The 26228-nt window shown below is 58.4% G+C and carries 19 protein-coding genes; 9 read left to right on the plus strand and 10 right to left on the minus strand.

Going from position 1 to position 26228, the window contains the following annotated elements:
• The first annotated feature begins 3 nt into the window (after positions 1-3).
• The 6 genes from mukF (at position 4) to AFK65_RS07090 (ending at position 9829) form a co-directional block, all read left to right on the plus strand.
• Positions 4-1326 (plus strand): chromosome partition protein MukF, encoded by a 1323-nt coding sequence (gene mukF, locus AFK65_RS07065; protein WP_007707516.1) that lies wholly within the window; start codon positions 4-6, stop codon positions 1324-1326.
• Positions 1307-2017: a chromosome partition protein MukE gene (gene mukE, locus AFK65_RS07070; protein ID WP_071602539.1), complete on the plus strand. Its 711-nt coding sequence runs from the start codon at positions 1307-1309 to the stop codon at positions 2015-2017. Before mukF ends, mukE begins: the two co-directional genes overlap by 20 nt.
• A complete protein-coding gene (mukB, locus tag AFK65_RS07075) occupies positions 2010-6458 on the plus strand; it encodes a chromosome partition protein MukB (RefSeq protein ID WP_038857576.1) in 4449 nt (1482 codons plus the stop codon). The genes mukE and mukB overlap by 8 nt, the downstream gene beginning before the upstream one ends.
• Before the next feature lie 154 nt (positions 6459-6612).
• The gene (gene ldtD / locus AFK65_RS07080; RefSeq protein ID WP_007707523.1) at positions 6613-8415 is read left to right on the plus strand and encodes a L,D-transpeptidase; all 1803 of its coding nucleotides are present in this window, start codon (positions 6613-6615) and stop codon (positions 8413-8415) included.
• 179 nt (positions 8416-8594) lie between these two features.
• Positions 8595-9143 (plus strand): YcbK family protein, encoded by a 549-nt coding sequence (locus AFK65_RS07085; RefSeq protein ID WP_032805302.1) that lies wholly within the window; start codon positions 8595-8597, stop codon positions 9141-9143.
• A 38-nt stretch (positions 9144-9181) separates the two neighbouring features.
• A complete protein-coding gene (locus tag AFK65_RS07090) occupies positions 9182-9829 on the plus strand; it encodes an MBL fold metallo-hydrolase (protein ID WP_007707528.1) in 648 nt (215 codons plus the stop codon).
• A 59-nt stretch (positions 9830-9888) separates the two neighbouring features.
• Here AFK65_RS07090 and AFK65_RS07095 read toward each other — a convergent pair whose 3' ends face one another.
• From AFK65_RS07095 to pncB, 4 genes are all read right to left on the minus strand, one after another.
• Positions 9889-11079 carry an amino acid aminotransferase gene (locus tag AFK65_RS07095; protein WP_007707530.1) on the minus strand — a complete coding sequence of 397 codons (1191 nt, stop codon included), beginning with the start codon at positions 11077-11079 and terminating at the stop codon, positions 9889-9891.
• Between the two features lie 185 nt (positions 11080-11264).
• Entirely contained in the window at positions 11265-12359 is a 1095-nt protein-coding gene (locus AFK65_RS07100) for a porin (protein ID WP_007707533.1), read from the minus strand.
• 531 nt (positions 12360-12890) lie between these two features.
• Positions 12891-14291: an asparagine--tRNA ligase gene (gene asnS / locus AFK65_RS07105; RefSeq protein WP_007707536.1), complete on the minus strand. Its 1401-nt coding sequence runs from the start codon at positions 14289-14291 to the stop codon at positions 12891-12893.
• 166 nt (positions 14292-14457) lie between these two features.
• Complete coding sequence (pncB, locus tag AFK65_RS07110; RefSeq protein ID WP_032804465.1) at positions 14458-15660, minus strand: nicotinate phosphoribosyltransferase; 1203 nt, start codon at positions 15658-15660, stop codon at positions 14458-14460.
• A gap of 266 nt (positions 15661-15926) precedes the next feature.
• Here pncB and pepN point away from each other — a divergent pair, with 266 nt between their 5' ends.
• A complete protein-coding gene (gene pepN, locus AFK65_RS07115; RefSeq protein WP_007707545.1) occupies positions 15927-18539 on the plus strand; it encodes an aminopeptidase N in 2613 nt (870 codons plus the stop codon).
• A 280-nt stretch (positions 18540-18819) separates the two neighbouring features.
• Here the strand turns inward: pepN and ssuB are convergent, their stop codons facing one another.
• From ssuB to ssuE, 5 genes are read right to left on the minus strand one after another with little or no spacing between them, the layout of a single operon-like run.
• Positions 18820-19587 (minus strand): aliphatic sulfonates ABC transporter ATP-binding protein, encoded by a 768-nt coding sequence (gene ssuB / locus AFK65_RS07120; RefSeq protein ID WP_007707547.1) that lies wholly within the window; start codon positions 19585-19587, stop codon positions 18820-18822.
• Positions 19584-20375 (minus strand): aliphatic sulfonate ABC transporter permease SsuC, encoded by a 792-nt coding sequence (gene ssuC, locus AFK65_RS07125; RefSeq protein ID WP_007707551.1) that lies wholly within the window; start codon positions 20373-20375, stop codon positions 19584-19586. Before ssuC ends, ssuB begins: the two co-directional genes overlap by 4 nt.
• Before the next feature lie 9 nt (positions 20376-20384).
• A complete protein-coding gene (gene ssuD, locus AFK65_RS07130) occupies positions 20385-21530 on the minus strand; it encodes an FMNH2-dependent alkanesulfonate monooxygenase (protein WP_032982531.1) in 1146 nt (381 codons plus the stop codon).
• A complete protein-coding gene (locus AFK65_RS07135; RefSeq protein ID WP_007707559.1) occupies positions 21527-22498 on the minus strand; it encodes a sulfonate ABC transporter substrate-binding protein in 972 nt (323 codons plus the stop codon). The genes ssuD and AFK65_RS07135 overlap by 4 nt, the downstream gene beginning before the upstream one ends.
• A complete protein-coding gene (gene ssuE / locus AFK65_RS07140) occupies positions 22491-23066 on the minus strand; it encodes an NADPH-dependent FMN reductase (protein ID WP_007707561.1) in 576 nt (191 codons plus the stop codon). Before ssuE ends, AFK65_RS07135 begins: the two co-directional genes overlap by 8 nt.
• A gap of 248 nt (positions 23067-23314) precedes the next feature.
• Here ssuE and pyrD point away from each other — a divergent pair, with 248 nt between their 5' ends.
• Positions 23315-24325, plus strand: a complete 1011-nt coding sequence (gene pyrD, locus AFK65_RS07145) for a quinone-dependent dihydroorotate dehydrogenase (protein ID WP_007707563.1) — start codon at positions 23315-23317, stop codon at positions 24323-24325.
• 165 nt (positions 24326-24490) lie between these two features.
• Positions 24491-25036 carry a cell division protein ZapC gene (locus AFK65_RS07150; protein WP_007707565.1) on the plus strand — a complete coding sequence of 182 codons (546 nt, stop codon included), beginning with the start codon at positions 24491-24493 and terminating at the stop codon, positions 25034-25036.
• On the opposite strand, the gene AFK65_RS07155 is transcribed toward AFK65_RS07150, so the two are convergent.
• Entirely contained in the window at positions 25033-26139 is a 1107-nt protein-coding gene (locus tag AFK65_RS07155; protein WP_038857573.1) for a YcbX family protein, read from the minus strand. The two genes, AFK65_RS07150 and AFK65_RS07155, sit on opposite strands and share 4 nt — an antisense overlap.
• Positions 26140-26228: the final 89 nt, after the last annotated feature.

Raw genomic sequence — 26228 nt, forward strand, 5'->3', positions numbered from 1 at the left:
ACTATGAGTACTATTTCCCAGACAGTCCCTGAACTGGTTGCCTGGGCCAGGAAAAACGACTTTTCGATCCAGCTTCCGGTAGACAGGCTGGCTTTTTTGCTGGCTATCGCCACGCTGAACGGCGAAAGGCTGGATGGCGAAATGAGCGAAGGAGAGCTGGTGGACGCGTTTCGCCACGTCAGCGACGCCTTCGAGCAATCCACCGAAACCGTCGCCCAGCGCGCCAACAACGCCATCAACGATATGGTGCGCCAGCGTCTGATTAACCGCTTTACCAGCGAGCAGGCGGAGGGCAACGCGATTTACCGTCTGACGCCGCTGGGTATCGGCATCACCGATTACTATATCCGCCAGCGCGAATTCTCCACGCTGCGTCTCTCGATGCAGCTCTCCATTGTGGCAAGCGAGCTTAAGCGCGCCGCGGACGCCGCGCAGGAAGGGGGCGACGAGTTCCACTGGCACCGCAACGTTTACGCGCCGCTGAAATACTCGGTTGCGGAAATTTTCGACAGTATCGATCTCACCCAGCGCATCATGGATGAGCAGCAGCAGCTGGTGAAAGACGATATCGCCCAGTTGTTGAATAAAGACTGGCGCGCGGCGATCTCCAGCTGCGAACTGCTGCTTTCAGAAACCTCCGGCACGCTGCGCGAACTGCAGGATACGCTGGAGGCCGCGGGCGATAAGCTCCAGGCCAACCTGCTGCAAATTCAGGAAGCGACGCTGGGCCGCGACGATCTTCATTTCGTCGACCGTCTGACGTATGACCTGCAAAGCAAGCTCGACCGCATTATCAGCTGGGGCCAGCAGGCGATTGACCTGTGGATTGGCTACGACCGCCACGTCCATAAATTTATCCGTACCGCTATCGATATGGATAAAAACCGCGTCTTCGCCCAGCGTCTGCGCCAGTCGGTGCAGAACTATTTCGATGCGCCCTGGGCGCTCACTTACGCCAGCGCCGATCGCCTGCTCGATATGCGCGATGAAGAGATGACGCTGCGCGATGAAGAAGTGACCGGTGAACTGCCGCCGGATCTGGAGTTTGAAGAGTTTAACGAGATCCGCGAACAACTGGCGGCGATGATTGAGGCCCAACTCAACGTCTACCGTGAGCGTCAGCAGCCGCTCGACCTAAGCGTCGTGATGCGCGATTACCTGGCCCAGTTCCCGCGAGCCCGCCACTTTGACGTGGCGCGCATCGTGGTAGACCAGGCGGTGCGCCTGGGCGTCGCTGAAGCGGACTTTACCGGCCTGCCAGCTAAATGGCAGCCCATTAATGATCATGGAGCCAAGGTACAGGCGAATGTCATCGACAAATATTGAACACGTCATGCCAGTAAAGCTGGCGCTGGCGCTCGCGAATCCGCTATTTCCGGCGCTCGACAGTCAGCTGCGTGCCGGGCGTCACATTGGCCTGGACGAGCTGGATAATCACGCTTTCCTGATGGATTACCAGGGCGAGCTGGAAGAGTTCTACAGCCGTTATAACGTCGAGCTTATCCGCGCGCCGGAAGGCTTTTTCTATCTGCGTCCACGCTCCACCACGCTCATTCCGCGCTCGGTGCTGTCCGAGCTGGATATGATGGTGGGCAAAATCCTCTGTTATCTCTACCTGAGCCCGGAGCGCCTGGCGAACGAAGGTATCTTCACCCAGCAGGAACTCTATGACGAGCTGATGGCGCTGGCCGACGAAACTAAACTGCTCAAGCTTGTGAATAACCGCTCGACCGGCTCCGATCTCGATCGTCAGAAGCTGCAGGAAAAAGTGCGCTCATCGTTAAGCCGCCTGCGCCGTCTGGGCATGGTCTGGTTTATGGGCCATGACAGCAGCAAATTCCGCATCACCGAATCGGTGTTTCGCTTCGGCGCCGATGTGCGCGCCGGCGACGATCCGCGCGACGCGCAGCTGCGCATGATCCGCGACGGCGAAGCGATGCCGGTGGAGAGCCACCTGCAGCTCAATGATGAGAACGACGATACCCAGCAGGATAATGCGGAGGATGACAATGATTGAACGCGGTAAGTTTCGCTCGCTAACGCTTATCAACTGGAACGGCTTTTTTGCCCGTACGTTTGATCTCGACGAGCTGGTCACCACGCTGTCCGGCGGTAACGGCGCCGGGAAATCGACCACGATGGCGGCGTTCGTTACGGCGCTGATTCCCGACCTCACGCTGCTGCATTTCCGTAACACCACCGAGGCGGGCGCCACCAGCGGCTCGCGCGATAAAGGTCTGCACGGCAAACTGAAAGCGGGCGTCTGTTATTCGGTGCTGGATGTCGTCAACTCGCGCCATCAGCGCGTGCTGGTGGGCGTGCGTCTGCAACAGGTCGCCGGTCGCGACCGTAAAGTGGATATCAAACCGTTCGCCATTCAGGGCCTGCCGAGCGCGATCCTGCCGACACAGCTGCTGACGGAAACCCTGAACGATCGTCAGGCGCGCGTGCTGAGCCTGAACGAGCTGAAAGATAAAATCGACGCGATGGAAGGGGTGCAGCTTAAGCAGTTCAACTCCATCACCGATTATCATTCGCTGATGTTCGATCTGGGCGTGGTGGCGCGTCGTCTGCGGTCGGCATCCGATCGCAGCAAATATTATCGCCTGATTGAGGCCTCGCTCTACGGCGGGATCTCCAGCGCCATCACCCGTTCGCTTCGCGACTACCTGCTGCCGGAAAACGGCGGCGTGCGTAAAGCGTTCCAGGACATGGAAGCGGCGCTGCGTGAAAACCGCATGACGCTGGAAGCTATCCGCGTGACCCAGTCGGACCGCGATCTCTTCAAACACCTGATTTCCGAAGCCACCAACTATGTGGCGGCGGATTACATGCGCCATGCCAATGAGCGACGCATTCATCTCGACCAGGCGCTGGAGCTGCGCCGCGAGCTGTTCACCAGCCGCAAGCAGCTCGCCGCCGAGCAGTATAAGCATGTCGATATGGCGCGCGAACTCTCCGAGCACGCCGGCGCCGAAGGCGATCTCGAAACCGACTATCAGGCGGCGAGCGATCACCTGAATCTGGTGCAGACCGCGCTGCGTCAGCAGGAGAAAATCGAGCGCTACGAGGCCGATCTCGAAGAGCTGCAGATTCGCCTTGAAGAGCAGAGCGAAGTGGTGGCGGAAGCGGCCGGGCAGCAGGAAGAGAACGAAGCTCGCGCGGAAGCCGCCGAGCTTGAAGTCGATGAACTCAAAAGCCAGCTTGCCGACTATCAGCAGGCGCTTGACGTGCAGCAGACCCGCGCCATTCAGTACCAGCAGGCGCTCACCGCGCTGGAGCGCGCCCGCGAGCTGTGTCACCTGCCGGATCTGAGCGCCGACAGCGCCGACGAATGGCTGGATACCTTCCAGGCCAAAGAGCAGGAGGCTACCGAACGGTTGCTATCGCTTGAGCAGAAAATGAGCGTCGCGCAGACCGCGCACAGCCAGTTCGAGCAAGCTTATCAGCTGGTCGCCAGCATTAACGGCCCGGTAAGCCGCGCGGAGGCCTGGGACGTGGCGCGCGAACTGCTGCGCGACGCCAGCCAGCAGCGCCATCTGGCCGAACAGGTGCAGCCGCTGCGTATGCGTCTGTCCGAGCTGGAGCAGCGCCTGCGCGAACAGCAGGACGCCGAACGTCTGCTGGCCGAATTCTGCAAGCGTCAGGGCAAAGCGTACGATCCGGAAGAACTCGAAGCGCTGAACGACGAACTGGAAGCGCGCATCGCGGCGCTCTCCGACAGCGTCTCGCAGGCGGGCGAACAGCGCATGACGCTGCGCCAGGAGCTGGAGCAGATCCAGAGCCGCGTTAAAACGCTCACCAGCCATGCGCCAGCCTGGCTTGCGGCGCAAAACAGCCTCAACCAGATTAGCGAGCAGAGCGGCGAGACGTTTGAGTCCGGCCAGCAGGTCACCGAATATCTCCAGCAGTTGCTGGAGCGCGAGCGCGAAGCCATCGTTGAACGTGACGAAGTGGGCGCGCGCAAGCGGGCGGTCGACGAAGAGATTGAGCGTTTAAGCCAGCCGGGCGGCGCAGAAGACGCGCGCCTGAATGCGCTGGCGGAGCGTTTCGGCGGCGTGCTGCTCTCTGAAATTTATGACGATGTGTCGTTCGACGACGCGCCGTACTTCTCCGCGCTCTACGGCCCGTCGCGCCATGCGATTGTGGTGCCGGATTTGTCGCGCGTGCGCGATCTGCTCGACGGCCTCGAAGAGTGCCCGGAAGATCTCTACCTGATCGAAGGCGATCCGCAGTCCTTCGATGACAGCGTCTTCAGCGTTGAAGAGCTGGAAAAAGCGGTAGTGGTGAAAGTGGCCGAGCGCCAGTGGCGCTATTCTCGCTTCCCGTCGGTGCCGCTGTTTGGCCGCGCCGCGCGCGAAAGCCGCATCGAGAGCCTGCATGCCGAGCGCGAGGCGCTGTCTGAGCGCTACGCGACGCTCTCCTTCGACGTACAGAAAACGCAGCGTCTGCATCAGGCGTTCAGCCGGTTTGTCGGCCAGCATCTCGCCGTGGCGTTTGAGGCGGATCCGGAAGCCGAAATCCGTAAGCTCAACACGCGCCGCAGCGAAATCGAGCGCGCCATCAGCCAGCACGAAAACGACAACCAGCAGCAGCGCGTGCAGTTTGAACAGGCGAAAGAGGGCGTGGCCCAGCTTAACCGCCTGCTGCCGCGCCTGAGCCTGCTGGCAGACGACAGCCTGGCCGACCGCGTGGAAGAAATTCAGGAGCGCCTGGCGGAAGCTCAGGACGCCGCGCGTTTCCTTTCTCAGCACGGCAATGCGCTGGCGAAACTCGAACCAGTGGCGTCTGTACTGCAGAGCGACCCGGAGCAGTTCGATCAGCTGAAACAGGATTACGAACAGGCGCGCCAGACCCAGCGCGACGCCCGTCAGCAGGCCTTTGCGCTGAGCGAAGTGGTGCAGCGTCGCGCGCACTTCAGCTACAGCGATTCGGCGCAGATGTTCAACGGCAACACCGATCTCAATGAGAAGCTGCGCCAGCGTCTGGAGCAGGCGGAAGGCGAGCGTACCCGCGCCCGCGAAGCGCTGCGCACCCATGCCGCGAAGCTCAGCCAGTACCATCAGGTGCTGGCGTCGCTGAAAAGCTCCTTCGACACCAAGAAAGAGCTGCTGGGCGATCTGCAACGTGAACTGCAGGATATCGGCGTGCGCGCCGACGCCGGGGCCGAAGAGCGCGCGCGCCAGCGTCGCGACGAGCTGCATACGCGCCTGAGCAACAACCGTTCGCGCCGTAATCAGCTGGAGAAACAGCTGACGCTGTGCGAAGCGGAGATGGACAACCTGACCCGCAGCCTGAAGCGCCTTGAGCGTAACTACCACGAGATGCGCGAGCAGGTGGTCAGCGCGAAAGCGGGCTGGTGCGCGGTGATGCGGATGGTGAAAGACAACGGCGTGGAGCGCCGCCTGCACCGCCGCGAGCTGGCGTATCACTCCGGCGACGATCTACGGTCGATGTCGGATAAAGCCCTCGGCGCGCTGCGTCTGGCCGTGGCGGATAACGAGCACCTGCGCGACGTGCTGCGCCTGTCCGAAGATCCGAAACGCCCGGAGCGTAAAATCCAGTTCTTCGTGGCGGTCTATCAGCACCTGCGCGAGCGTATCCGCCAGGATATTATCCGCACCGACGATCCGGTCGAGGCGATTGAGCAGATGGAAATTGAGCTGGGCCGCCTGACGGAAGAGCTCACCTCGCGCGAACAGAAGCTCGCCATCAGCTCCCGCAGCGTGGCGAATATTATTCGCAAGACAATTCAGCGCGAGCAGAACCGTATCCGTATGCTCAACCAGGGCCTGCAGAGCGTGTCGTTCGGCCAGGTCAACAGCGTGCGCCTGAACGTTAACGTGCGTGAAAGCCATGCGACCCTGCTGGAGGTGCTCGCCGAGCAGCACGAGCAGCATCAGGACTTGTTTAACAGCAACCGCCTGACGTTCTCGGAAGCGCTGGCGAAACTCTGGCAGCGCCTGAACCCGCAGATCGATATGGGCCAGCGCACCGCGCAGACCATCGGCGAAGAGCTGCTCGACTACCGTAACTATCTGGAGATGGAAGTTGAGGTTAACCGCGGCTCAGACGGCTGGCTGCGCGCGGAAAGCGGCGCGCTCTCGACCGGCGAGGCGATCGGGACCGGGATGTCGATCCTGGTGATGGTGGTGCAGAGCTGGGAGGATGAGTCGAGCCGTCTGCGCGGCAAAGATATTTCACCATGCCGTCTGCTGTTCCTCGACGAAGCGGCGCGTCTTGACGCCCGCTCCATCGCCACGCTGTTTGAGCTCTGCGAACGTTTGCAGATGCAGCTCATCATCGCGGCGCCGGAAAACATCAGCCCGGAAAAAGGCACCACCTACAAGCTGGTGCGTAAAGTCTTCCAGAACCACGAACATGTGCATGTGGTTGGCCTGCGCGGTTTTGCCGCCCCGCCGGTTGAAGCCTTGCCGGGCGCGGCGGAAGTATCGTAACGTTATCACCTAAAAGAGCGGGCTTCGGCCCGCTTTCTTTTTGGTCGGTAAATCTTTAAACTTCTTTACATTCGGTCAGGCAAATGGTTTTTTCTCTTTATATACTCACAATAAGCCTGAGTGCCGAACTATTCTGAAAAACAGGGGGCAAGGGATGGTGCTTAATATGCATGGTTTTCGACGGTCAGCGCTGAGTTTGTGCCTGGCTCTCAGTATCGCTCCACTGTTTAACGCGTATGCCGATGAACCGGAACTGATCACGACCGACAGCATTACAACGCTCAGCGCGCAGCCGCTGGCGCTGTCGCCGGGCATGGCGTTCCTGGCGGCGAATGCGGCGCCCGATGCCGCAAGTCGCCTCGCGAGCGCGCGTACGCAACTACAGGCGGCGCTGCCTGCGGGCTTTACGCCTGTGTATATGAACGCGCTGGTGGGGCTATACGCTGCCCGCGATCTCAAGCCCATGTGGGAGAACCGCGACGCGGTGCAGGCATTCCAGCAGCAGCTGGCGGAAGTGGCGCTGGCCGGTTTTCAGCCGCAGTTTACCGCCTGGGTTGAGCAACTCACCAATCCTGCCGTGACGGGGCTCGCGCGCGATATCGTGCTGAGCGACGCGATGGTCGGCTATCTGCAGTTTATTTCCGGCATCCCAAGCCAGGGCAACCGCTGGCTCTACAGCGAAAAGCCGTACAAACCGGAAATGCCCGCGCTGAACGTCCTTAACCAGTGGCAGGTCGCGCTGGATAATGGCTCTGTCCCCGCGTTTGTGCGCTCTCTCGCCCCTGCGCACCCGCACTATGCGGCGATGCACGCCTCGCTGTTGCAACTGGTGGCGGACACGCGTCCGTGGCCGCAGATGACCGGCAAAGAGAAGCTGCGCCCCGGTCAGTGGAGCAGCGACGTGCCGGCGCTGAAAGAGATTTTACAGCGCACCGGGATGCTGGACGGCGGCCCGGATATTGTGTTGCCGGGCGATAATAATGGCGTCGTGAGCCCGTCTGCGGCTGCGCAAACCGCGAGCCAGTCCAGCACGCCGAAACCGGCGCGCGCTGTCTACGATAAAGACCTCGTCGCGGCGGTGAAACGTTTTCAGAAGTGGCAGGGGCTGGGCGCCGATGGCGTGATTGGCCAGTCGACCCGCGACTGGCTGAACGTGACGCCCGCGCAGCGCGCGGCGCTGCTGGCGCTTAATATCCAGCGTCTGCGCCTGCTGCCTGGCAAACTTAGCACCGGCATTATGGTGAATATTCCCGAGTATTCGCTGGTCTATTACCAGAACGGCAATCAGGTGCTGGCGTCGCGCGTTATCGTCGGCAGACCCGATCGCAAAACGCCGCTGATGAGCAGCGCGCTCAATAACGTGGTGGTGAACCCGCCGTGGAACGTGCCGCCGACGCTGGCGCGCAAAGATATTCTGCCGAAAGTCTGGAACGACCCCGGGTATCTCGAAAGCCACGGCTATACCGTGCTGAACGGCTGGGGGAGCAATGCTGACGTGGTGGATCCGTGGATGGTGGACTGGGCGACGATTACGCCGTCTAACCTGCCTTTCCGTTTCCAGCAGGCGCCGGGCGCGCATAACTCGCTGGGGCGGTATAAGTTCAATATGCCGAGCTCAGACGCTATCTATCTACACGATACGCCGAACCACAATCTCTTCCAGCGCGATGCGCGGGCGCTCAGCTCCGGCTGCGTGCGTGTGAACAAGGCGTCTGAACTGGCTAATATGCTGCTGCAGGATGCGGGCTGGAATGATTCGCGCATTTCGCAGACGCTGAAAGAGGGGAATACGCGTTACGTGAATATTCCGCAGACCATTCCGGTGAACCTCTATTATCTGACCGCCTTTATTGGCGAAGACGGGCGTCCGCAATATCGTACAGATATTTACAATTATGATCATACCGCGCGATCGGGCGCACAAATCCTCCCAAAAGTGGAACAACTCATCCGCTAACAGGTTTAATTCCGCGGACTTAACCTGCTCTATGTGAAGCGAAAACGGGCCGAACGTGAAAAAAGGCCCGTTATTCGCGGCTTTGACCCGTATTGACTCCCCCCCGGCTGGCGGTTAAGGTGCCACTCGTGCGCCAGAAGTGCATAGTTATTGTTCATTTGATTGTAGACCTGAATATCATGGATAAAATTGACGCTCATCGCCGCAAACTGCTGGCGTTCGGCGGCGCCGCTTTAGGCGCTGCGATACTGCCCACGCCTGCGTTTGCTACCCTGTCGACGCCACGACCGCGTATTCTTACGCTAAATAACTTACATACCGGCGAATCGATTAAGGCCGAATTTTTTGATGGCCGGGGCTATATTCAGGATGAATTAGCAAAGCTTAACCATTTCTTTCGTGATTACCGGGCAAATAAGGTAAAAGCGATTGATCCCCGTTTATTTGACCAGCTTTTCCGTTTGCAGGGGCTGCTCGGCACCCGCAAACCGGTACAGCTGATCTCCGGCTATCGCTCCGTTGATACCAATAACGAATTGCGATCCAAAAGCCGCGGTGTAGCGAAACACAGCTACCACACCAAAGGCCAGGCCATGGATTTTCATATCGAAGGCATTTCGTTAAGCAATATTCGCAAAGCGGCGTTATCTCTGCGCGCCGGTGGTGTAGGATACTATCCCAGCAGTAACTTTGTGCATATTGATACCGGGCCGCTAAGGCACTGGTAATTAACGACCCCGGCAGCGCGCCGGGTAAAAGGAGCGGTATGAACTATCATATTATTCCGGTAACGGCGTTCGCCCAGAACTGCTCGTTAATCTGGTGTGAGGAGACGCGACAGGCGGCGCTGGTGGACCCTGGCGGCGATGCGCAGCGTATCAAGGAAGAGGTCGCCCGTCTGGGCGTGACGCTGCAGCAGATCCTGTTGACGCATGGTCATCTCGACCACGTCGGCGCGGCGGCGGAGCTTGCGGCGCACTACGGCATCCCCATTATCGGCCCGGAAAAAGAAGATGAGTTCTGGCTGCAGGGCCTGCCTGCGCAAAGCCGCATGTTTGGCCTTGATGAGTGCCAGCCGCTGACGCCAGATCGCTGGCTTAATGAAGGCGACACGGTGAACGTCGGCAATATAACGCTTGCCGTGCTGCACTGTCCGGGCCATACGCCGGGCCATATTGTCTTTTTCGACGCCCAGTCCCGCCTGCTGGTCTCCGGCGACGTGATATTCAAAGGCGGGGTGGGGCGCAGCGATTTCCCGCGCGGCGATCACAGCCAGCTTATTGATGCCATCAAGCGTAAGCTGCTGCCGCTCGGCGATGACGTCACTTTTATTCCTGGCCACGGCCCGATGTCAACGCTCGGTCACGAGCGCCTGCACAATCCTTTCCTGCAGGATGAAATGCCGGTCTGGTAATTATGTCTCTCAATAAAAAAGGGCCGCACTGTGCGGCCCTTTTGCTTTTTATGGATGAATTACAGCACAGCGACGATAGCTTCGCACAACGGCGCCATGTTATCCGGCGTCATGCCCGCCACGTTCACGCGCCCGGACGCCACCGCATACACGCCAAACTCTTCACGCAGACGCAGCACCTGTTCTTTGGTCAGGCCGCTGAACGAGAACATGCCGTTCTGTTTGGTGATAAAGCTGAAATCGCGGTTTGCGCCTTTCTCCGCCAGCGTGTTCACAAACAGCTGACGCATACGCTGGATGCGCTGGCGCATATCGGTCAGCTCCTGTTCCCAGATGGCGCGCAGGGCGTCGTTGCTGAGAATGGTCGCGACTACTGACGCGCCGTGTGCCGGCGGGTTGGAGTAGTTGGCGCGAATGCAAGATTTCATCTGGCTGAAGGCGCGATCCGCGGCGTCGGCATCCGCCGCGACCAGCGTACAGGCGCCGACGCGCTCGTTGTACAGACCAAAGTTTTTGGAGAACGAGCTCGCGACGATAAGTTCTTTATGCAGGGCGGCAAACGCGCGCAGGCCTTCAGCATCTTCTTCCAGACCGCGGGCGAAGCCCTGGTAGGCGAAGTCAAACAGCGGCAGCCAGCCTTTTTCGACAGACAGCTTCGCCAGCTGTTCCCACTGATCCAGCGTCGGGTCGATGCCGGTCGGATTGTGGCAGCAGCCATGGAACAGCACCACGTCGCCCGCCTGGGCTTCCTGCAGGCTGCTTAACAGGCCGTCAAAGTCGAGCGTGTGGTTCGCCGCGTCGTAGTAGGCATACTCACGCACTTCCAGCCCGGCGGAATTAAACACGCCTTTATGGTTCGGCCAGCTCGGGTTAGAAACCCAGACGCGTTTGACGTCGGTGTTTTTGGCGAGGAAATCCGCCGCGACGCGCAGCGCTCCGGTGCCGCCTGGAGTCTGCGCCGTGCGGGCGCGTTTATCGCTGATGATATGGCTGCCTTTGCCGAACAGCAGTTCCTGCGTGCAGCGGCCAAATTCGGGAATACCGTCAATGCCGAGGTAGTTTTTGGTGGTTTCATTTTCCAGCAGATATTGTTCTGCTTTTTTTACGCTGGTCAGAACCGGGGTCTTACCGGTTTCATCCTTGTAAACACCAATGCCTAAGTTAATTTTGGTTGGGCGATCGTCGGCACGAAACAGATCGGCCAGGCCAAGGATCGGGTCGGCTGGGGCGGCGGTAATGTTCTCAAACATGACGAGGTTCCATTGTGATTTCAGAAGGGAAATTCGCTATCAGGTTAACGGGAGATTTACAAAATGCCAACCGTTTGCCCGGAAAAGTTACGTGGATCGCAAAAGTTGGCAGAATTTTCTTTTACACATAAAAAAACAGGGCCGAAGCCCTGTTTTTTCGCTATCAGACAACAAGGTTGTGCTGATTAGAACTGGTAAACGATACCAACACCAGCTTGGTCATCGGTAGATAAACCAGCAGCACGAGTATAATCGTTTGTATCCAGCAGGTTGAAACGATATGCTGCATAGACGTTCATATTTTTATTGAAGTAGTACCAAGTACCAACTTCAATATACTTCACGAGATCGTTATCGCCGCCCGTAAAGGTGGCGTTATTAGCTGTACGAGCTGACAGGTCTTTACCTTTAGATTGTACGTAGCCTAAAGACGGACGCAGGCCAAAGTCGAATTGGTACTGAACTACAGCTTCGATGTTTTGAGTTTTGTTAGCAAACTGATCGTCGTTTTCACGAGTCATGTTATGTGATTCGCCGTACATTACCGCAGCATAGAGATTGTTTGCATCATACTTAACAGATGTTGCCCAACCATCAGCGCGTTTACCTTTGCCATCTTCCGTTTGTTTAGAAGAACGGTCAGAATTGGTATATGCAGCAGTTACGTTGAAGCCCTCGCCAAAATCGTAAGCTAAGGAGTAGCTGCCACCATCGCCATTCTGGCGAGAAGTTGCATGGCCATCACCTTCATTTTTACCCTGATACTGCAAACCCAACGCCAGGCCGTCAACCAGACCGAAGAAATTACTGTTACGGTAAGTTGCAACGCCATTAGTACGGGCAGTCATGAAATTATCAGTTGCTGCGAGAGAATCGCCACCCCAGATAACGAACATATCGGTAGACGCCAGAGCATCGTAGAAAGCACCATAATTACGACCATAGTCGAAAGAACCATATTCACCGGCTTTCAGGCCAGCAAAAGCCAGACGTGTTTTAGTGCCTTGTTTACCTTCCTGAGCGCTCGCATCCATGTTGTATTCCCATTGACCATAACCGGTCAATTGGTCATTAACTTGAGTTTCTCCTTTAAAGCCGATACGTGCATAAGTAGTATCAGCATTATTAGAGTCACCGTTAGTAGTCCACTGATGCTCACCTACAGCCTTGCCATAGAAATCCAGTTTGTTGCCGTTTTTGTTATAGATTTCAGCAGCGTTTGCTGCACCGGCTACCAGCAGGGCAGGGATAACCACTGCCAGGATATTGCGCTTCATCATTATTTATTACCCTCATTGGTTTTTTTGAACACCTGCCACTGCCGTCAATAATTCATTACGGAACTATTGATGAGAGTTTGGTGTCTTTCTGTGTCTGTCTGGCATCTTTCCATTCATATAATCGTTTCGCTACCCGGAAAGTGCTACAAATGTCTAAATCAGGTAACAAAAAGAAATATTGTGTAAGAATTTATTAATGAAAGGGAACTTTGTGAGAGACCTCAAATTTATTACTTAAGTGAATAAATTTCGGCCATTCATTTCTTATATATATGAAAACCTTATTATTAATTTAGATAAGACGCATTTTTATACAATTGTAAGTAATGTGTGTCTTTTGCAGTACAGGAAGGATGGAAGTCTGGATGTCTGTGGAAGTTGTGTACAAATATGCTATAGCGAAGCGGTGCTAAAAATCGCCATCAGATAAGTGATGAATTTTTGTACAGGCAAAAATACAGTGAAACCGTAATAAAAAATGAACAAAACGGGTAGGCAGAAAAAAGGGCCAGCAAGCTGGCCCTCTGAGGATTAGAAGTTCGCGTTGCGCGGGGTACGCGGGAAGGGAATGACGTCGCGCACGTTCTGAACGCCGGTAACATAGGCGATCAGACGTTCAAAGCCGAGACCAAAGCCGGAATGCGGCACGGTGCCGTAGCGGCGCAGGTCGCGATACCACCAGTAGTCTTCTTTATTAAGACCCATCTCTTCCATACGCGCGTCCAGCACATCGAGGCGCTCTTCACGCTGGGAGCCGCCGATGATTTCACCGATGCCCGGCGCGAGAACGTCCATCGCCGCCACGGTTTTGCCATCTTCGTTAAGGCGCATATAGAACGCCTTGATGTCTTTCGGGTAGTTTTTAACAACAACCGGCGCTTTAAAGTGTTTCTCGGCGAGATAACGCTCATGCTCAGACGCCAGATCCACACCCCAGTAGACCGGGTTCTCGAATTTCTCGCCGCACTTCTCAAGAATGGCGACCGCGTCGGTGTAATCCACCTGCGCGAAGTCGGCGGAGATGAAACGCTCCAGACGCTCAATCGCTTCTTTATCCACGCGCTCGGCGAAGAACTTCATGTCGTCCATGCGTTCATCAAGCACCGCTTTGAAGACATATTTCAGCATCGCTTCCGCGAGACCTGCGACATCGTTCAGGTTAGCGAACGCCACTTCCGGCTCCAGCATCCAGAACTCCGCCAGGTGGCGGCTGGTGTTGGAGTTTTCAGCGCGGAAGGTTGGGCCGAAGGTATAGACTTTCGACAGCGCGCAGGCGTAAGTTTCGCCGTTCAGCTGGCCGGAAACGGTCAGGAACGCTTCTTTGCCGAAAAAGTCTTTATCGAAATCGATTTTGCCCTGATCGTCGCGCGGCAGGTTTTCCAGATCCAGCGTCGACACGCGGAACATCTCGCCTGCGCCCTCGGTATCCGATGCGGTGATAAGCGGCGTGGAGACCCAGAAGAAACCCTGCTCGTGGAAGAAACGGTGCAGCGCCTGCGCCAGCGTGTGGCGTACGCGGGCCACGGCGCCTATCAGGTTGGTGCGCGGGCGCAGGTGCGCCACTTCACGCAGATACTCGATGCTGTGGCGCTTGGCCGCCATCGGGTAGGTATCCGGATCGTCCACCCAGCCGGTCACTTCAACCTGGGTTGCCTGCAGCTCAAAGCTCTGGCCTTCGCCCGGGGATTCCACCACCTTGCCGGTGACGATAACCGAACAGCCCGTCGTGAGGTGTAAAACCTCTTCATTGTAATTGGGCAGAGAATTATTAATGACAGCCTGTATCGGATCAAAGCAGGAACCGTCATAAACGGCGAGGAAGGAGATGCCAGCTTTTGAATCTCTTCGGGTACGCACCCACCCGCGCACGGTGACTTCACTGTCAACGGCAACGCGGCCCTGGAGTACGTCGGCTACAGGCACAACGCTCATAATTTTCTCTCTGGTTAATGGTCAAAAATAACATTTTCCACCCGGACGGGGGGTTATCTATGTTACCTGGCATACGCCATCAGACAAGCAGAATTCGCGGTGCGGGAAAAAGAAATCGCAAAGGGCAGGGAAAAGCAGGGAGCGCGCGGCTCCCTTTGAGAAAACATCAGCTTGCTTTACGCACCTGCGGAAGATCGAAGGCTTTGCGCAGCGCGCGGACAAACGCCTTATCGTGACAAATCGTTTTGCCTGGGCTGTCGGAGAGCTTTGCCACCGGACGGCCATTACACTCAACGAGCTTAATCACGATATTGAGCGGCTTCACGTGCGGGATATCGCAGGTCAGGCGAGTGCCGATGCCAAAGCCCAGCTTCACGCGGTCGGCGAAGTGGCGATAGAGCTCAATCGCTTTCGCGAAATCGAGGTTATCGGAAAAAATCAGCGTCTTACTGAGCGGATCGATGCCGAGCTGCTGATAGTGCGCGATGGCTTTCTCGCCCCACTGCACCGGGTCGCCGGAGTCGTGGCGCAGGCCCTGATAACGGCCAGCGAATTCCGGGCCGAAATCGCGCAGGAAGGCGTCCATCGTAATGCAGTCGGTCAGCGCAATGCCGAGCATATCCGGGTATTCGTCAAGCCACGCCTGCAGCGCCGCAATCTGGCTGTTCGCGAGATCGGGGCTGATTTGCTGATGGGCCTGGAACCATTCGTGGGCCTGCGTGCCCATTGGAGTCAGGGAGAGACGGCGGGCGAGATCGTAGTTGCTGGTGCCGATAAACCATGGCTCCAGCTTGAGACGCTCGACAATCGCCTGCTGAACGTCGCGGGAGAAACGGCGACGGGTGCCGAAATCCATCAGACGGAAAGCGCTTAAATCGAGCCCGTCGGTCATCGCGCGGAAATCATTGAGTTTGACTTCAAGATGCGCCAGCGCCTGATCGACGCTCGCTTCCGGGGAGCGGTAGCGGTGCACCAGCTCGCTTATCACGGCCAGCAGCGGCACTTCCCACATGATTACTTCGCGCCACGGGCCGCTTAAGCGGATATCAAGCTTGCCGCCGTCGTTGCGGATCTGCACCTGCGTCGGATCATAACGGAACGTTTTCAGCCACTGGAGGTAATCGGGCTTGAAAAACGGCAGGCCGGAGAGCCACTGATACTCCGCGTCAGAGAGCGCCAGATGCTGCATGGCATCGACCTGTTCGCGGATAGCGTCAGCATAGATGCCCAGCAGATCGTCACCCCGGCAGCGAAATTCCGCTGCGACATGCACGTCATAATAGTGGTGAAACACCGCCTGCTGCATATGCAGCTTATAGGCGTCCGTATCCAGCAGCGATTGCAATAGGGGGGAAGCGTATTGTGTCATGGTGCGAACTGGCATCCTCTCACAGGCGCGTATCTATCAGTGGCATAAGCAGATAAAGACGCAGGAGTATACCCTGATTATCGGTTTATTGAAGCAGGATCACAACACAACCGGCGAGGCGGGTCGATGGCAATTTGTGCCGCATGTTACTTAAATGTAGCAATCTGCGCGGTAGCTGCTGAAAAGTGAAAGATTCTGCGTGGCAACATTAACGCAACAGGAATAGACTGGAGACGTAACCATACGGACCCTGGATAAGGTTTTTTATGACTCAACAGCCACAAGCAAAATACCGCCACGACTACCGTGCGCCGGATTACCTGATTACCGACATTGATCTGACCTTCGACCTCGACGCCGCCAGAACGCGGGTCACTGCGGTCAGTCAGATCAACCGCCGTGTGGCGGAGAACGCGCCGCTGCGTCTGGACGGCGAAGACCTTACCCTGATCTCGGTCGAGGTGGATGGACAGCCCTGGACGCATCACCGCCTGGAAGAGGGCGCGCTGGTGCTGGAAAACCTGCCGGAGCGCTTTACGCTTAAAATCGTCAACGACATCAACCCGGCGGCGAACACCGCGCTGGAAGGCCTGTATCAGTCAGGCGAGGCGCTCTGCACCCAGTGCGAAGCCGAAGGCTTCCGTCACATCACCTGGTATCTGGATCGACCGGATGTGCTGGCGCGCTTCACCACAAAAATTATCGCCGATAAAGCGAAATACCCCTATTTGCTCTCCAACGGCAACCGCATGGCGCAGGGCGAGCTGGAAGATGGCCGCCACTGGATGCAGTGGGAAGATCCCTTTCCGAAACCGTGCTACCTGTTTGCGCTGGTGGCGGGTGATTTTGACGTGTTGCGCGATACCTTCACCACCCGTTCCGGTCGCGACGTGGCGCTGGAGCTCTATGTGGATCGCGGCAACCTGGATCGCGCCGGCTGGGCGATGACCTCGCTGAAAAACTCCATGAAGTGGGACGAAGAGCGCTTCGGCCTGGAATACGATCTCGACATCTATATGATTGTCGCGGTGGATTTCTTCAACATGGGCGCGATGGAGAACAAGGGGCTTAACGTCTTTAACTCCAAGTTCGTGCTGGCGCGCGCTGAAACCGCGACGGATAAAGACTATCTCAATATTGAACGCGTTATCGGCCACGAATATTTCCACAACTGGACCGGCAACCGCGTCACCTGCCGCGACTGGTTCCAGTTGAGCCTGAAAGAGGGGCTGACCGTCTTTCGCGATCAGGAGTTCAGCTCCGATCTCGGCTCCCGCGCCGTTAACCGCATCAGCAACGTGCGTACCATGCGCGCAATGCAGTTCGCCGAAGACGCAAGCCCGATGGCGCACCCGATTCGCCCGGACATGGTCATTGAGATGAATAACTTCTACACCCTGACCGTGTACGAAAAGGGCTCCGAAGTCATCCGCATGCTCCATACGCTCCTTGGCGAAGCGAATTTCCAGAAAGGGATGCAGCTCTACTTCGAGCGTCACGACGGCAGCGCCGCCACCTGCGACGATTTCGTTCAGGCGATGGAAGACGCGTCGAATGTCGATCTTTCACATTTCCGCCGCTGGTACAGCCAGTCCGGTACGCCAATTGTCACCGTGCAGGATGATTACAATCCACAGACCGAGCAGTACACGCTGACGTTAAGCCAGCGCACGCCGCCGACGGCGGATCAGCCGGAAAAACTGCCGCTGCATATTCCGTTCGATATCGAGCTGTATGACAACGAAGGCAAGGTTATCCCGCTGCAAAAAGACGGGCATCCGGTGCACCATGTGCTGAACCTGACGCAGGCGGAGCAGACGTTCGTCTTTGATAACGTTTACTTCCAGCCGGTGCCGTCGCTGCTGCGCGAATTCTCCGCGCCGGTGAAGCTGGAATATAAATGGAGCGACCAGCAGTTAACGTTCCTGATGCGCCATGCGCGTAACGATTTCTCGCGCTGGGATGCGGCGCAGAGCCTGCTGGCGACTCATATCAAGCTCAACGTCGCGCGCTACCAGCAGCAACAGCCGCTGTCGCTGCCGCTGCATGTGGCAGACGCTTTCCGCGCGATCCTGCTTGACGAAACCATCGATCCGGCGCTGGCGGCGGAGATCCTGACGCTGCCGTCGCAAAATGAGATCGCGGAGCTGTTCCAGACCATCGATCCGCAGGCCATCGCGGCGGTGCACGACGCGCTGACCCGCACGCTGGCGACCGAGCTTGCCGATGAACTGCTGGCGGTCTACAACGCGCATAAACTCACCGGCTACCGTATCGATCACGCGGATATCGGCAAACGCGCGCTGCGTAACACCTGCCTGCATTATCTGGCGTTTGGCGACGCGCAGCTGGCCGACAAGCTGGTCCGCGCCCAGTATCACGACGCGGACAACATGACCGACGCGCTGGCCGCCCTGGCGGCGGCCGTGGCGGCGCAACTGCCGTGCCGCGATACGCTGCTCGCCGAGTATGATGACAAGTGGCATCACGATGGTCTGGTGATGGATAAGTGGTTTATGTTGCAGGCGATGAGCCCGGCGAAAGCGGTGGTGAGCAAGGTTCGCGCGCTGCTGGAGCACCGTTCCTTCAGCCTCGGCAACCCGAACCGCGTGCGAGCGCTGGTGGGCGCGTTCGCCACTAACAACCCGGCGGCGTTCCATGCCGAAGATGGCAGCGGCTACCGCTTCCTGGTGGATATGCTGATTGAGCTGAATACCCGCAACCCGCAGGTGGCGTCGCGTCTGATTGAGCCGCTGATCCGTCTGAAGCGTTATGACGAAAAACGTCAGGCGCTGATGCGCGCGGCGCTGGAGGAGCTGAAAGCGCTGCCGAAGCTGTCCGGCGATCTGTATGAGAAAGTGAGCAAGGCGCTGGCGTGATGGGCTGAAGTGGGGTGGTGGGTGCGCTGCGCTTACCCACCCTACGGGGTTTTGTGGTGGGTGCGCTTATGCTTACCCACCCGACATAACACCCTGTCGGCATTGTAGGGCGGGTAAGCGTAAGCGCACCCGCCTTTCTTTTATGGATAACGAATCACCCCACCTTTACCGCCCGCACTGGCGCAGGCGTTTTACGCATTACTCGGTTCAATACCTGCGCTTCCAGCATTGTAGGGCGGGTAAGCGTAAGCGCACCCGCCTTTCTTTTATGGATAACGAATCACCCCACCTTTACCGCCCGCACCGGCGCAGGCGTTTTACGCATCACCCGGTTCAATACCTGTGCTTCCAGCTCCGCCAGCCGCGGCGTACCGTGGTGACGCGGATGTGGCAACTCCACGTCCATATCGAGCCCAATTTTCCCGTCTTCGATTAACAACACCCGCTCCGCCATCGCCACCGATTCGCTCACGTCATGCGTCACCAGCAACACCGTAAAACCGTGCTCGCGCCACAGCGACACAATCAGTTCCTGCATCTCCAGGCGCGTCAGCGCATCCAGCGCGCCGAGCGGCTCATCAAGCAGCAACAGGCCGGGGCGATGAATCAACGCGCGCGCCAGCGCCACGCGCTGCTTTTGTCCGCCGGAAAGCGCGGCGGGCCAGTCGTTCGCGCGGTCGGCCAGGCCTACTTCTTCCAGCGCCCGGCGCGCCGCAGGCTGCCAGTCGCCTGTAAGCCCCAGCCCGACATTATCCAGCACCTTTTTCCACGGCAGCAGCCGCGCATCCTGAAACATCATGCGCGTATCCTCGCGCACGTCGGCAAGCGGCGCGTTCCCGGCGCGCAGTTCTCCGCCGTCTGGCGTTTCCAGCCCGGCGAGCAGGCGCAGCAGCGTGCTCTTGCCGCCGCCGCTGCGCCCGACTACCGCCACAAACTGCCCGGCGGGAATATGCAGATCCAGCGCGTTAAGGATGATCTTCGCGCCGTAGCGTTTGGTCACGCCTTCCAGCAGCAGCGGCGTTCCCTGGTTGAGTCGTGATGTCGTCATGCGTTCGCCTCTTTAGTCTGGTAAGCGGGGTGCCAGCGCAGCCAGACGCGCTCAAGCAGGCGGGCGCTGAGATCGGCAAGCTTGCCGAGCAGGGCGTAGAGAATAATCGCCACCACCACCACGTCGGTTTGCAAAAACTCGCGCGCGTTCATCGCGAGGTAGCCAATGCCGGCGTTCGCCGAAATCGTCTCCGCCACGATAAGCGTCAGCCACATCAGCCCGAGCGCGAAGCGCACCCCGACCATAATCGAGGGCAGGGCGCCCGGTAAAATCACCTGCCGGAACAGACTGAAGCCCGAAAGCCCGTAGCTGCGCGCCATCTCCAGCAGGCCGCTGTCAATATTGCGGATGCCGTGCCAGGTATTGATATAGATCGGGAACAGCGTGCCGAGCGCCACCAGAAAAATTTTGGCGCTCTCGTCGATGCCGAACCACAAAATCACCAGCGGGATCAGCGCCAGATGCGGCACGTTGCGCAGCATCTGGATGGAACTGTCGAGCAGCCGTTCGCCCCAGCGCGACAGACCGCTGATAAGTCCGAGCGCCAGCCCAATCAAACCGCCGATGGAAAAGCCCACCAGCGCGCGCCAGCTGCTGATCGCCAGATGCTGCCAGAGCTCGCCGCTCGCCGTCAGCCGCCAGAACGTTTCCACCACGCTTTCCGGCGACGGCAGAATGCGCGTCGACAGCCAGCCCGTCTGGGAGGCGAGCTGCCAGACGGCGATAATTCCCACCGGCACCACCCACGGGGCGGCGCGCTGGAGCCATTTTTGCGAAGCGCTTGTCATGCGGCCTCCTTAACTCTGCGCCACCCGGCGCGGTATAAACTCATTGGCTACCGCTTCGCCCTGCGCCGTGAGCGGGCGAGGCTGCGGCACGTCGGGGATGGCGACATCCAGATGCGGGAACAAAAGTTCACCGACCCGGTACGCCTCTTCGAGATGCGGATAACCGGAGAGGATAAAGCTGTCGATGCCAAGCGCCGCGTATTCATTAATGCGCGCCGCCACCGTTGGGCCATCGCCCACCAGCGCCGTGCCCGCGCCGCCGCGCACCAGCCCCACGCCCGCCCAGAGGTTCGGGCTGATCTCAAGCTGGTCGCGCCGCCCGCCGTGCAGCGCCGCCATGCGCCGCTGGCCGACCGAATCCTGACGCGCGAACGCCGCCTGGGCTTTGGCGATGGTTTCATCGTCAAGATGGGCGATCAGCCGGTCGGCGGCCTGCCAGGCTTCTTCGCTGGTTTCACGCACAATCACATGCAGGCGAATGCCGAAGCGCACCGTGCGTCCGTGGGCGGCCGCTTTGGCGCGCACCTGGGCTATCTTCTCTTTTACCTGCTCCGGCGGCTCGCCCCAGGTCAGATAGAGATCGACCTGCTCGGCAGCCAGATCCTGCGCCACGTCGGACGATCCGCCGAAGTAGAGCGGCGGGCGCGGTTGCTGTACCGGTGGGAACAGCAGCTGCGCGCCGCGCACCTTAATATGCTTGCCTTCAAAATCGACCTTTTCGCCTTCCAGCAGGCGACGCCAGACGCGGGTAAACTCGGCGGACGCCTCATAACGCGCGGTGTGATCGAGGAACACGCCGTCACCGGCCAGCTCCTGCGGATCGCTGCCGGTCACCAGGTTAAAGAGCGCGCGCCCGTTGGAAAGCCTGTCCAGCGTCGCCGCCTGGCGCGCCGCCACGGTCGGCGACACCACCGACGGGCGTAGCGCGACCAGAAACTTCAGGCGCTGGGTGACCGGGATCATCGAGGCTGCCACCAGCCAGGCGTCTTCGCAGGAGCGCCCGGTCGGGATCAGCACGCCGGTAAATCCGAGGCGGTCGGCAGCCTGCGCAATCTGTTGCAAATAACCATGATCCACCGGGCGGGCGCCCGCGTCGCTACCAAGATAGTGGCCATCGCCGTGGGTCGGTAAAAACCAGAACAGATTCAGACTCATGATTTCGCTCCTTCAGTAGCGCCGGACCAGATGCGGCTGCGGATATCGACTTTTTTCGGGACCAGATGGTTGTCATAAAACAGATCGGCGGTGTGCTGCTGGCGCACGACCGTCTCTTCATTCACGGGCGTGATACGCGTCGGCGGGCGGTGATCGAAATAGAGCTCAATGACCGGCTCCGGCAGCCCGATGCTCTGCGCGAACAGTTTCACGCTCGCTTGGCGCTGGCTGCGCGTCAGGGCGTCCGCTTCGCTGAAGCTCTCCAGCACGTTTGTCAGGAACTGACCATATTTTTCGGCATAGGGGCGCGAGGCGAGGTAGAACGATCCGGTAAGGTCGAGATCGGTGCCGTCGGTCAGCACCCGCACGCCGCCCTGAATGAGCGCGGCGGAGTAGTACGGGTCCCAGATGGCCCAGGCGTCGACGTTACCCTGCGTAAACGCGGCGCGCGCATCGGCGGGCGTCAGATACACCGGCTGGATATCGGTAAATTTCAGGCCAGCTTTTTGCAACGCGCGCAGCAGCAGATTGTGCGAGCTGGAGCCTTTCTGGAACGCGACCTTATGGCCTTTCAGATCGGCGACGCTTTTAATCGGGCTGTTTTCCGCCACCAGCAACACCTCGGCTTTCGGTTTCGGCGGCTCGCTGCCGACATAGACCAGATCTGCGCCCGCCGCCTGGGCGAAGATCGGCGGAATGTCGCCGGTACTGCCGAGATCGATGCTGCCGACATTGAGCGCTTCAAGCAGCTGCGGGCCCGCCGGGAATTCCACCCAGGTGATTTTGGTGTTCGGGTAACGCTCCTCAAGCAGATGATGGCTTTTCGCCAGCACCATGCTCACAGAGCCTTTTTGATAGCCGATGCGCAGCGCCTCCGGCTGCGGCGCGGCGGCGCTGACGCCTGCGGTAAAAAGCGCGAGGCTGGCTGCCAGTAGCGGCGCGGCGTGACGACGCAAAAGATTAAGCATGTAACGTTCTCCTTGTGAACTGCGGCGCAGGGGTCGCCAGATGGCGGCGGGTCAGCGCCTGCCAGAAAGTGTCCAGCGCATCGTCAAGACGCGTTTGTAACAGCGGTGAAAAGCGCGGCTGATGGTGGTAATCCAGCACCTGAGTGTCGTCGGCGAAGACGCCATGCAGGATCTCCTGCGCCTTCAGCGCGTTGAGCACCGGTTTGAGCGCGTAATCCAGCGCCAGCAGATGGCCCACCGAGCCGCCGGTGGCGATGGGCAGTACGACTTTTTTCTCCAGCGCCCGCTCGGGCAGGAGATCGAGCAGCGTCTTCAGCGCGCCGGAAAACGAAGCCTTATAGATGGGCGTGGCGATGATGACGCCATCGGCCTGCTGGAGCTGTTCGATAAGCGTCAGCAGCGCCGGGCTGTCGAAACGCGCATAGAGCAGATCCTCTGCGGCGAAATTCTGGATATGCCAGTGACAGACCTCGACTTCCAGCCGGGTAAGCTCGCCCGCCAGCCAGGAGAGCAGAGCGCTGGAGCGTGAAGGAAAGCGTGGGCTTCCCGCCAGTGTAATAACCCGCATATCATCTCCTTATAACCAAAATGTAGTTTTTGATTAACATTAATAACAATATGAGAGGATAGTGGCAGAGGGGCTGGCCGTGAGAAACTAAAAATAGTAGCGATGCTTTGCCGGAAAACGCATAAACCGACGCTAAAAAGAAAACGTTTGCTTTCACAGGGCCTTTTTTGCCGCAGGTCAATTCCCTTTGTGAAGCGGATCGCAGATAATAGCGCCCCGGTTTGCACACCGGGAATCCAGGAGAGTTCATGTACTACCCCTTCGTTCGAAAAGCCCTTTTTCAGCTCGACCCCGAGCGCGCTCACGAATTTACCTTCCAGCAGATGCGCCGCATTACCGGCACGCCCCTTGAAGGGCTGCTGCGCCAGAACGTGCCGGCAAAACCGGTCACCTGCATGGGGCTGACGTTTAAAAACCCGCTGGGACTCGCCGCGGGCCTTGATAAAAACGGCGAGTGCATCGATGCGCTCGGCGCGATGGGGTTCGGATCGGTTGAAATCGGCACCGTGACGCCGCGTCCGCAGCCGGGCAATGACAAGCCGCGCCTGTTCCGCCTGGTCGAGGCGGAGGGGCTGATTAACCGCATGGGCTTTAATAATCTCGGCGTGGACAACCTGGTGGAGAACGTCAAAAAAGCGCATTTTGACGGCGTGCTCGGCATTAATATCGGGAAAAATAAAGATACGCCCGTCGAGCAGGGAAAAGATGACTATCTGATCTGCATGGAAAAAGTGTTTCCCTACGCCGGGTATATCGCGATTAATATCTCGTCACCGAATACCCCTGGTCTGCGTTCGCTGCAATATGGCGACGCGCTCGACGATCTTCTCGCCGCCATTAAAAATCAGCAGCAAGCGCTTTCGCAAAAGCACCATAAATATGTGCCGGTGGCCGTGAAGATCGCGCCGGATCTTTCTCCCGAAGAATTGATCCAGGTGGCCGACAGCCTGGTGCGGCATAATATTGATGGGGTTATTGCGACCAATACGACGCTGGATCGCAGCCTGGTGCAGGGTATGAAAAATTGCGATGAAACGGGCGGATTAAGCGGCCGTCCGCTGCAATTAAAAAGTACGGAAATCATTCGCCGGTTAAGCCAGGAGCTGCAAGGGCGTCTGCCGATTATCGGCGTCGGCGGTATTGATTCCGTTATCGCCGCACGCGAAAAAATCGCCGCTGGCGCTTCGCTTATTCAGATCTATTCCGGCTTTATTTTTAAAGGCCCACCGCTCGTTAAAGAAATCGTGACCCACCTTTAAGCATTTCCCTATCTGAGACCGCCAGGGCTTTATTTTCAGCCCTGGTTGTTTTATATTCCGCGATTGTTGCTAATTTAAACGTCATTGTCTTAGATTAATGAGGGAATAAACGAAGCGGCAAATTCAGGGAAATAATTTTGAATTTCATCGCACCAGGGGGTAACGATGCGTATAAAGCCGGACGATAACTGGCGCTGGTATTACGATGATGAGCACGACCGGATGATGCTCGATCTGGCTAACGGCATGCTGTTTCGCTCGCGTTTTGCCCGCAAAATGTTGACGCCCGACGCGTTCGATCCTTCAGGATTCTGCGTCGATGACGCCGCGCTCTGGTTCTCCTTCGATGAAAAATGCCGTGACCTTCCCCTCGCCGCCGAACAGCGCGCCGAACTGGTGCTGAACGCCCTTGTCGCTATCCGTTTCCTCAAACCTCAAATGCCGAAAAGCTGGCATTTCCTTGCCCATGACGACACCGAATGGTCGCCTGGCTGCGGTGATGCCGCGTGCGTATGGCTGAGCGACAGCGGCGAGGCCGTGAATCTGCTGGTGGTTGAACCTGGCGATAACGCCACGCTTTGCCTGCTGGCGCAGCCTGCGTTGACACTGGCGGGCCGCGCGATGCAACTGGGTGATGCGATTAAAGTGATGAATGACCGGCTCAAACCGCTGGCGAGCGCCCCGCATCTGAGCCTTGATCAGGCGGTTTAACGCGCGAGCCGTAGCGGGCCTGCCGGCACGCAGCTGCAGCTTAAAAACGTGCCGTCGTCGCTCAGCGCGCTTTTCTTCAATGGCGTCACTTCTCCTTCCAGCAGCGTCACGCGGCAGCTGCCGCAAATCCCGGCGCGGCAGGAGTAGGGCACCCGAATGCCCTGCTGTTCAAGCTGCTCCAGCACCACCTGCTGATTATTCCCGTTAAAGCGCTTGCCTTCCCATTCGACAGACACCTGCGCCGCTGCGTTTGCCGCAGGCATGACGCTCTCTTCCATTTCACCCGCGCCATAAAGCCGCGCCGGGCCGGTAGCCAAGACTTCAACGCGATCGCCTGCGCGGATCACGCCGCTGTTGCGGGCAATCAGGTTCTGGCCAAAATCGACATCGCCGTTATCCAGCGCCGTGCGGAATTTTTGCAGCGTCGCCAGCGGTTCGCCGCTCGGGTGTTTGCGGCCGCGTTCGGGGCTGACGGTGGTAAAAACGCAGCGACTGCACGGTTTTGCGACGTCAAACACGACTTCGCCGATGCGGATCACTTTCCAGGTATCCTCCGCCCACGCCTCAACGCCCGTCACGACAAGATTCGGGCGAAACTGATTCATCGCCACGCCCGCCGGGCAGCGCTTTTGCAGATCGCGCAGCGAGGCTTCATTGGCGAGCAGATAGGGGAAGCCATCGGCGAAACCGAGTGGTACGCCAGGGTGGAGTTTTACCCGGCGCGTGGGCGACGGCCCGACCCAGCGCAGCTGCACATCGCGGCCAAAAAAGCCGCTCAGCCACTGATTGACGCTTTCGGGCGCGATAAGCGCGGTGAAGTGGTTGCCCCAGACTTCCGTCGGCGCGGGGGCGGCTGCGAAATCAGCGAAGCGAACCGCGGCGCTGCTGCCATCCGGCGCCGTGAGGTGCAGCCCGTCCGGCAGCAGCGCGGGCGTGAAGAGCACCATTTGCGGATACTGGCGCGCGGTAATAAAGGTGCCATCGGTTTCCGTCACCATAAACGCGCGGTCAAATGCCAGGCCGCTGACATCCGCCAGCGCGTGGGAAACCTGCAACCCACGCATCGATTTCACCGGATGAATGAAAAGCTGCGATAAAACCATGGCGTATGCCCTCCCGGCATAAGAAATAGAAGGGCAACTTTATGACATGCGTGCGGGATTGGCTATAATGCGCCACTATTTTCTTTTTA

Origin of the sequence: Cronobacter universalis NCTC 9529 (genome assembly GCF_001277175.1) — a bacterium.
Taxonomy (GTDB): domain Bacteria; phylum Pseudomonadota; class Gammaproteobacteria; order Enterobacterales; family Enterobacteriaceae; genus Cronobacter; species Cronobacter universalis.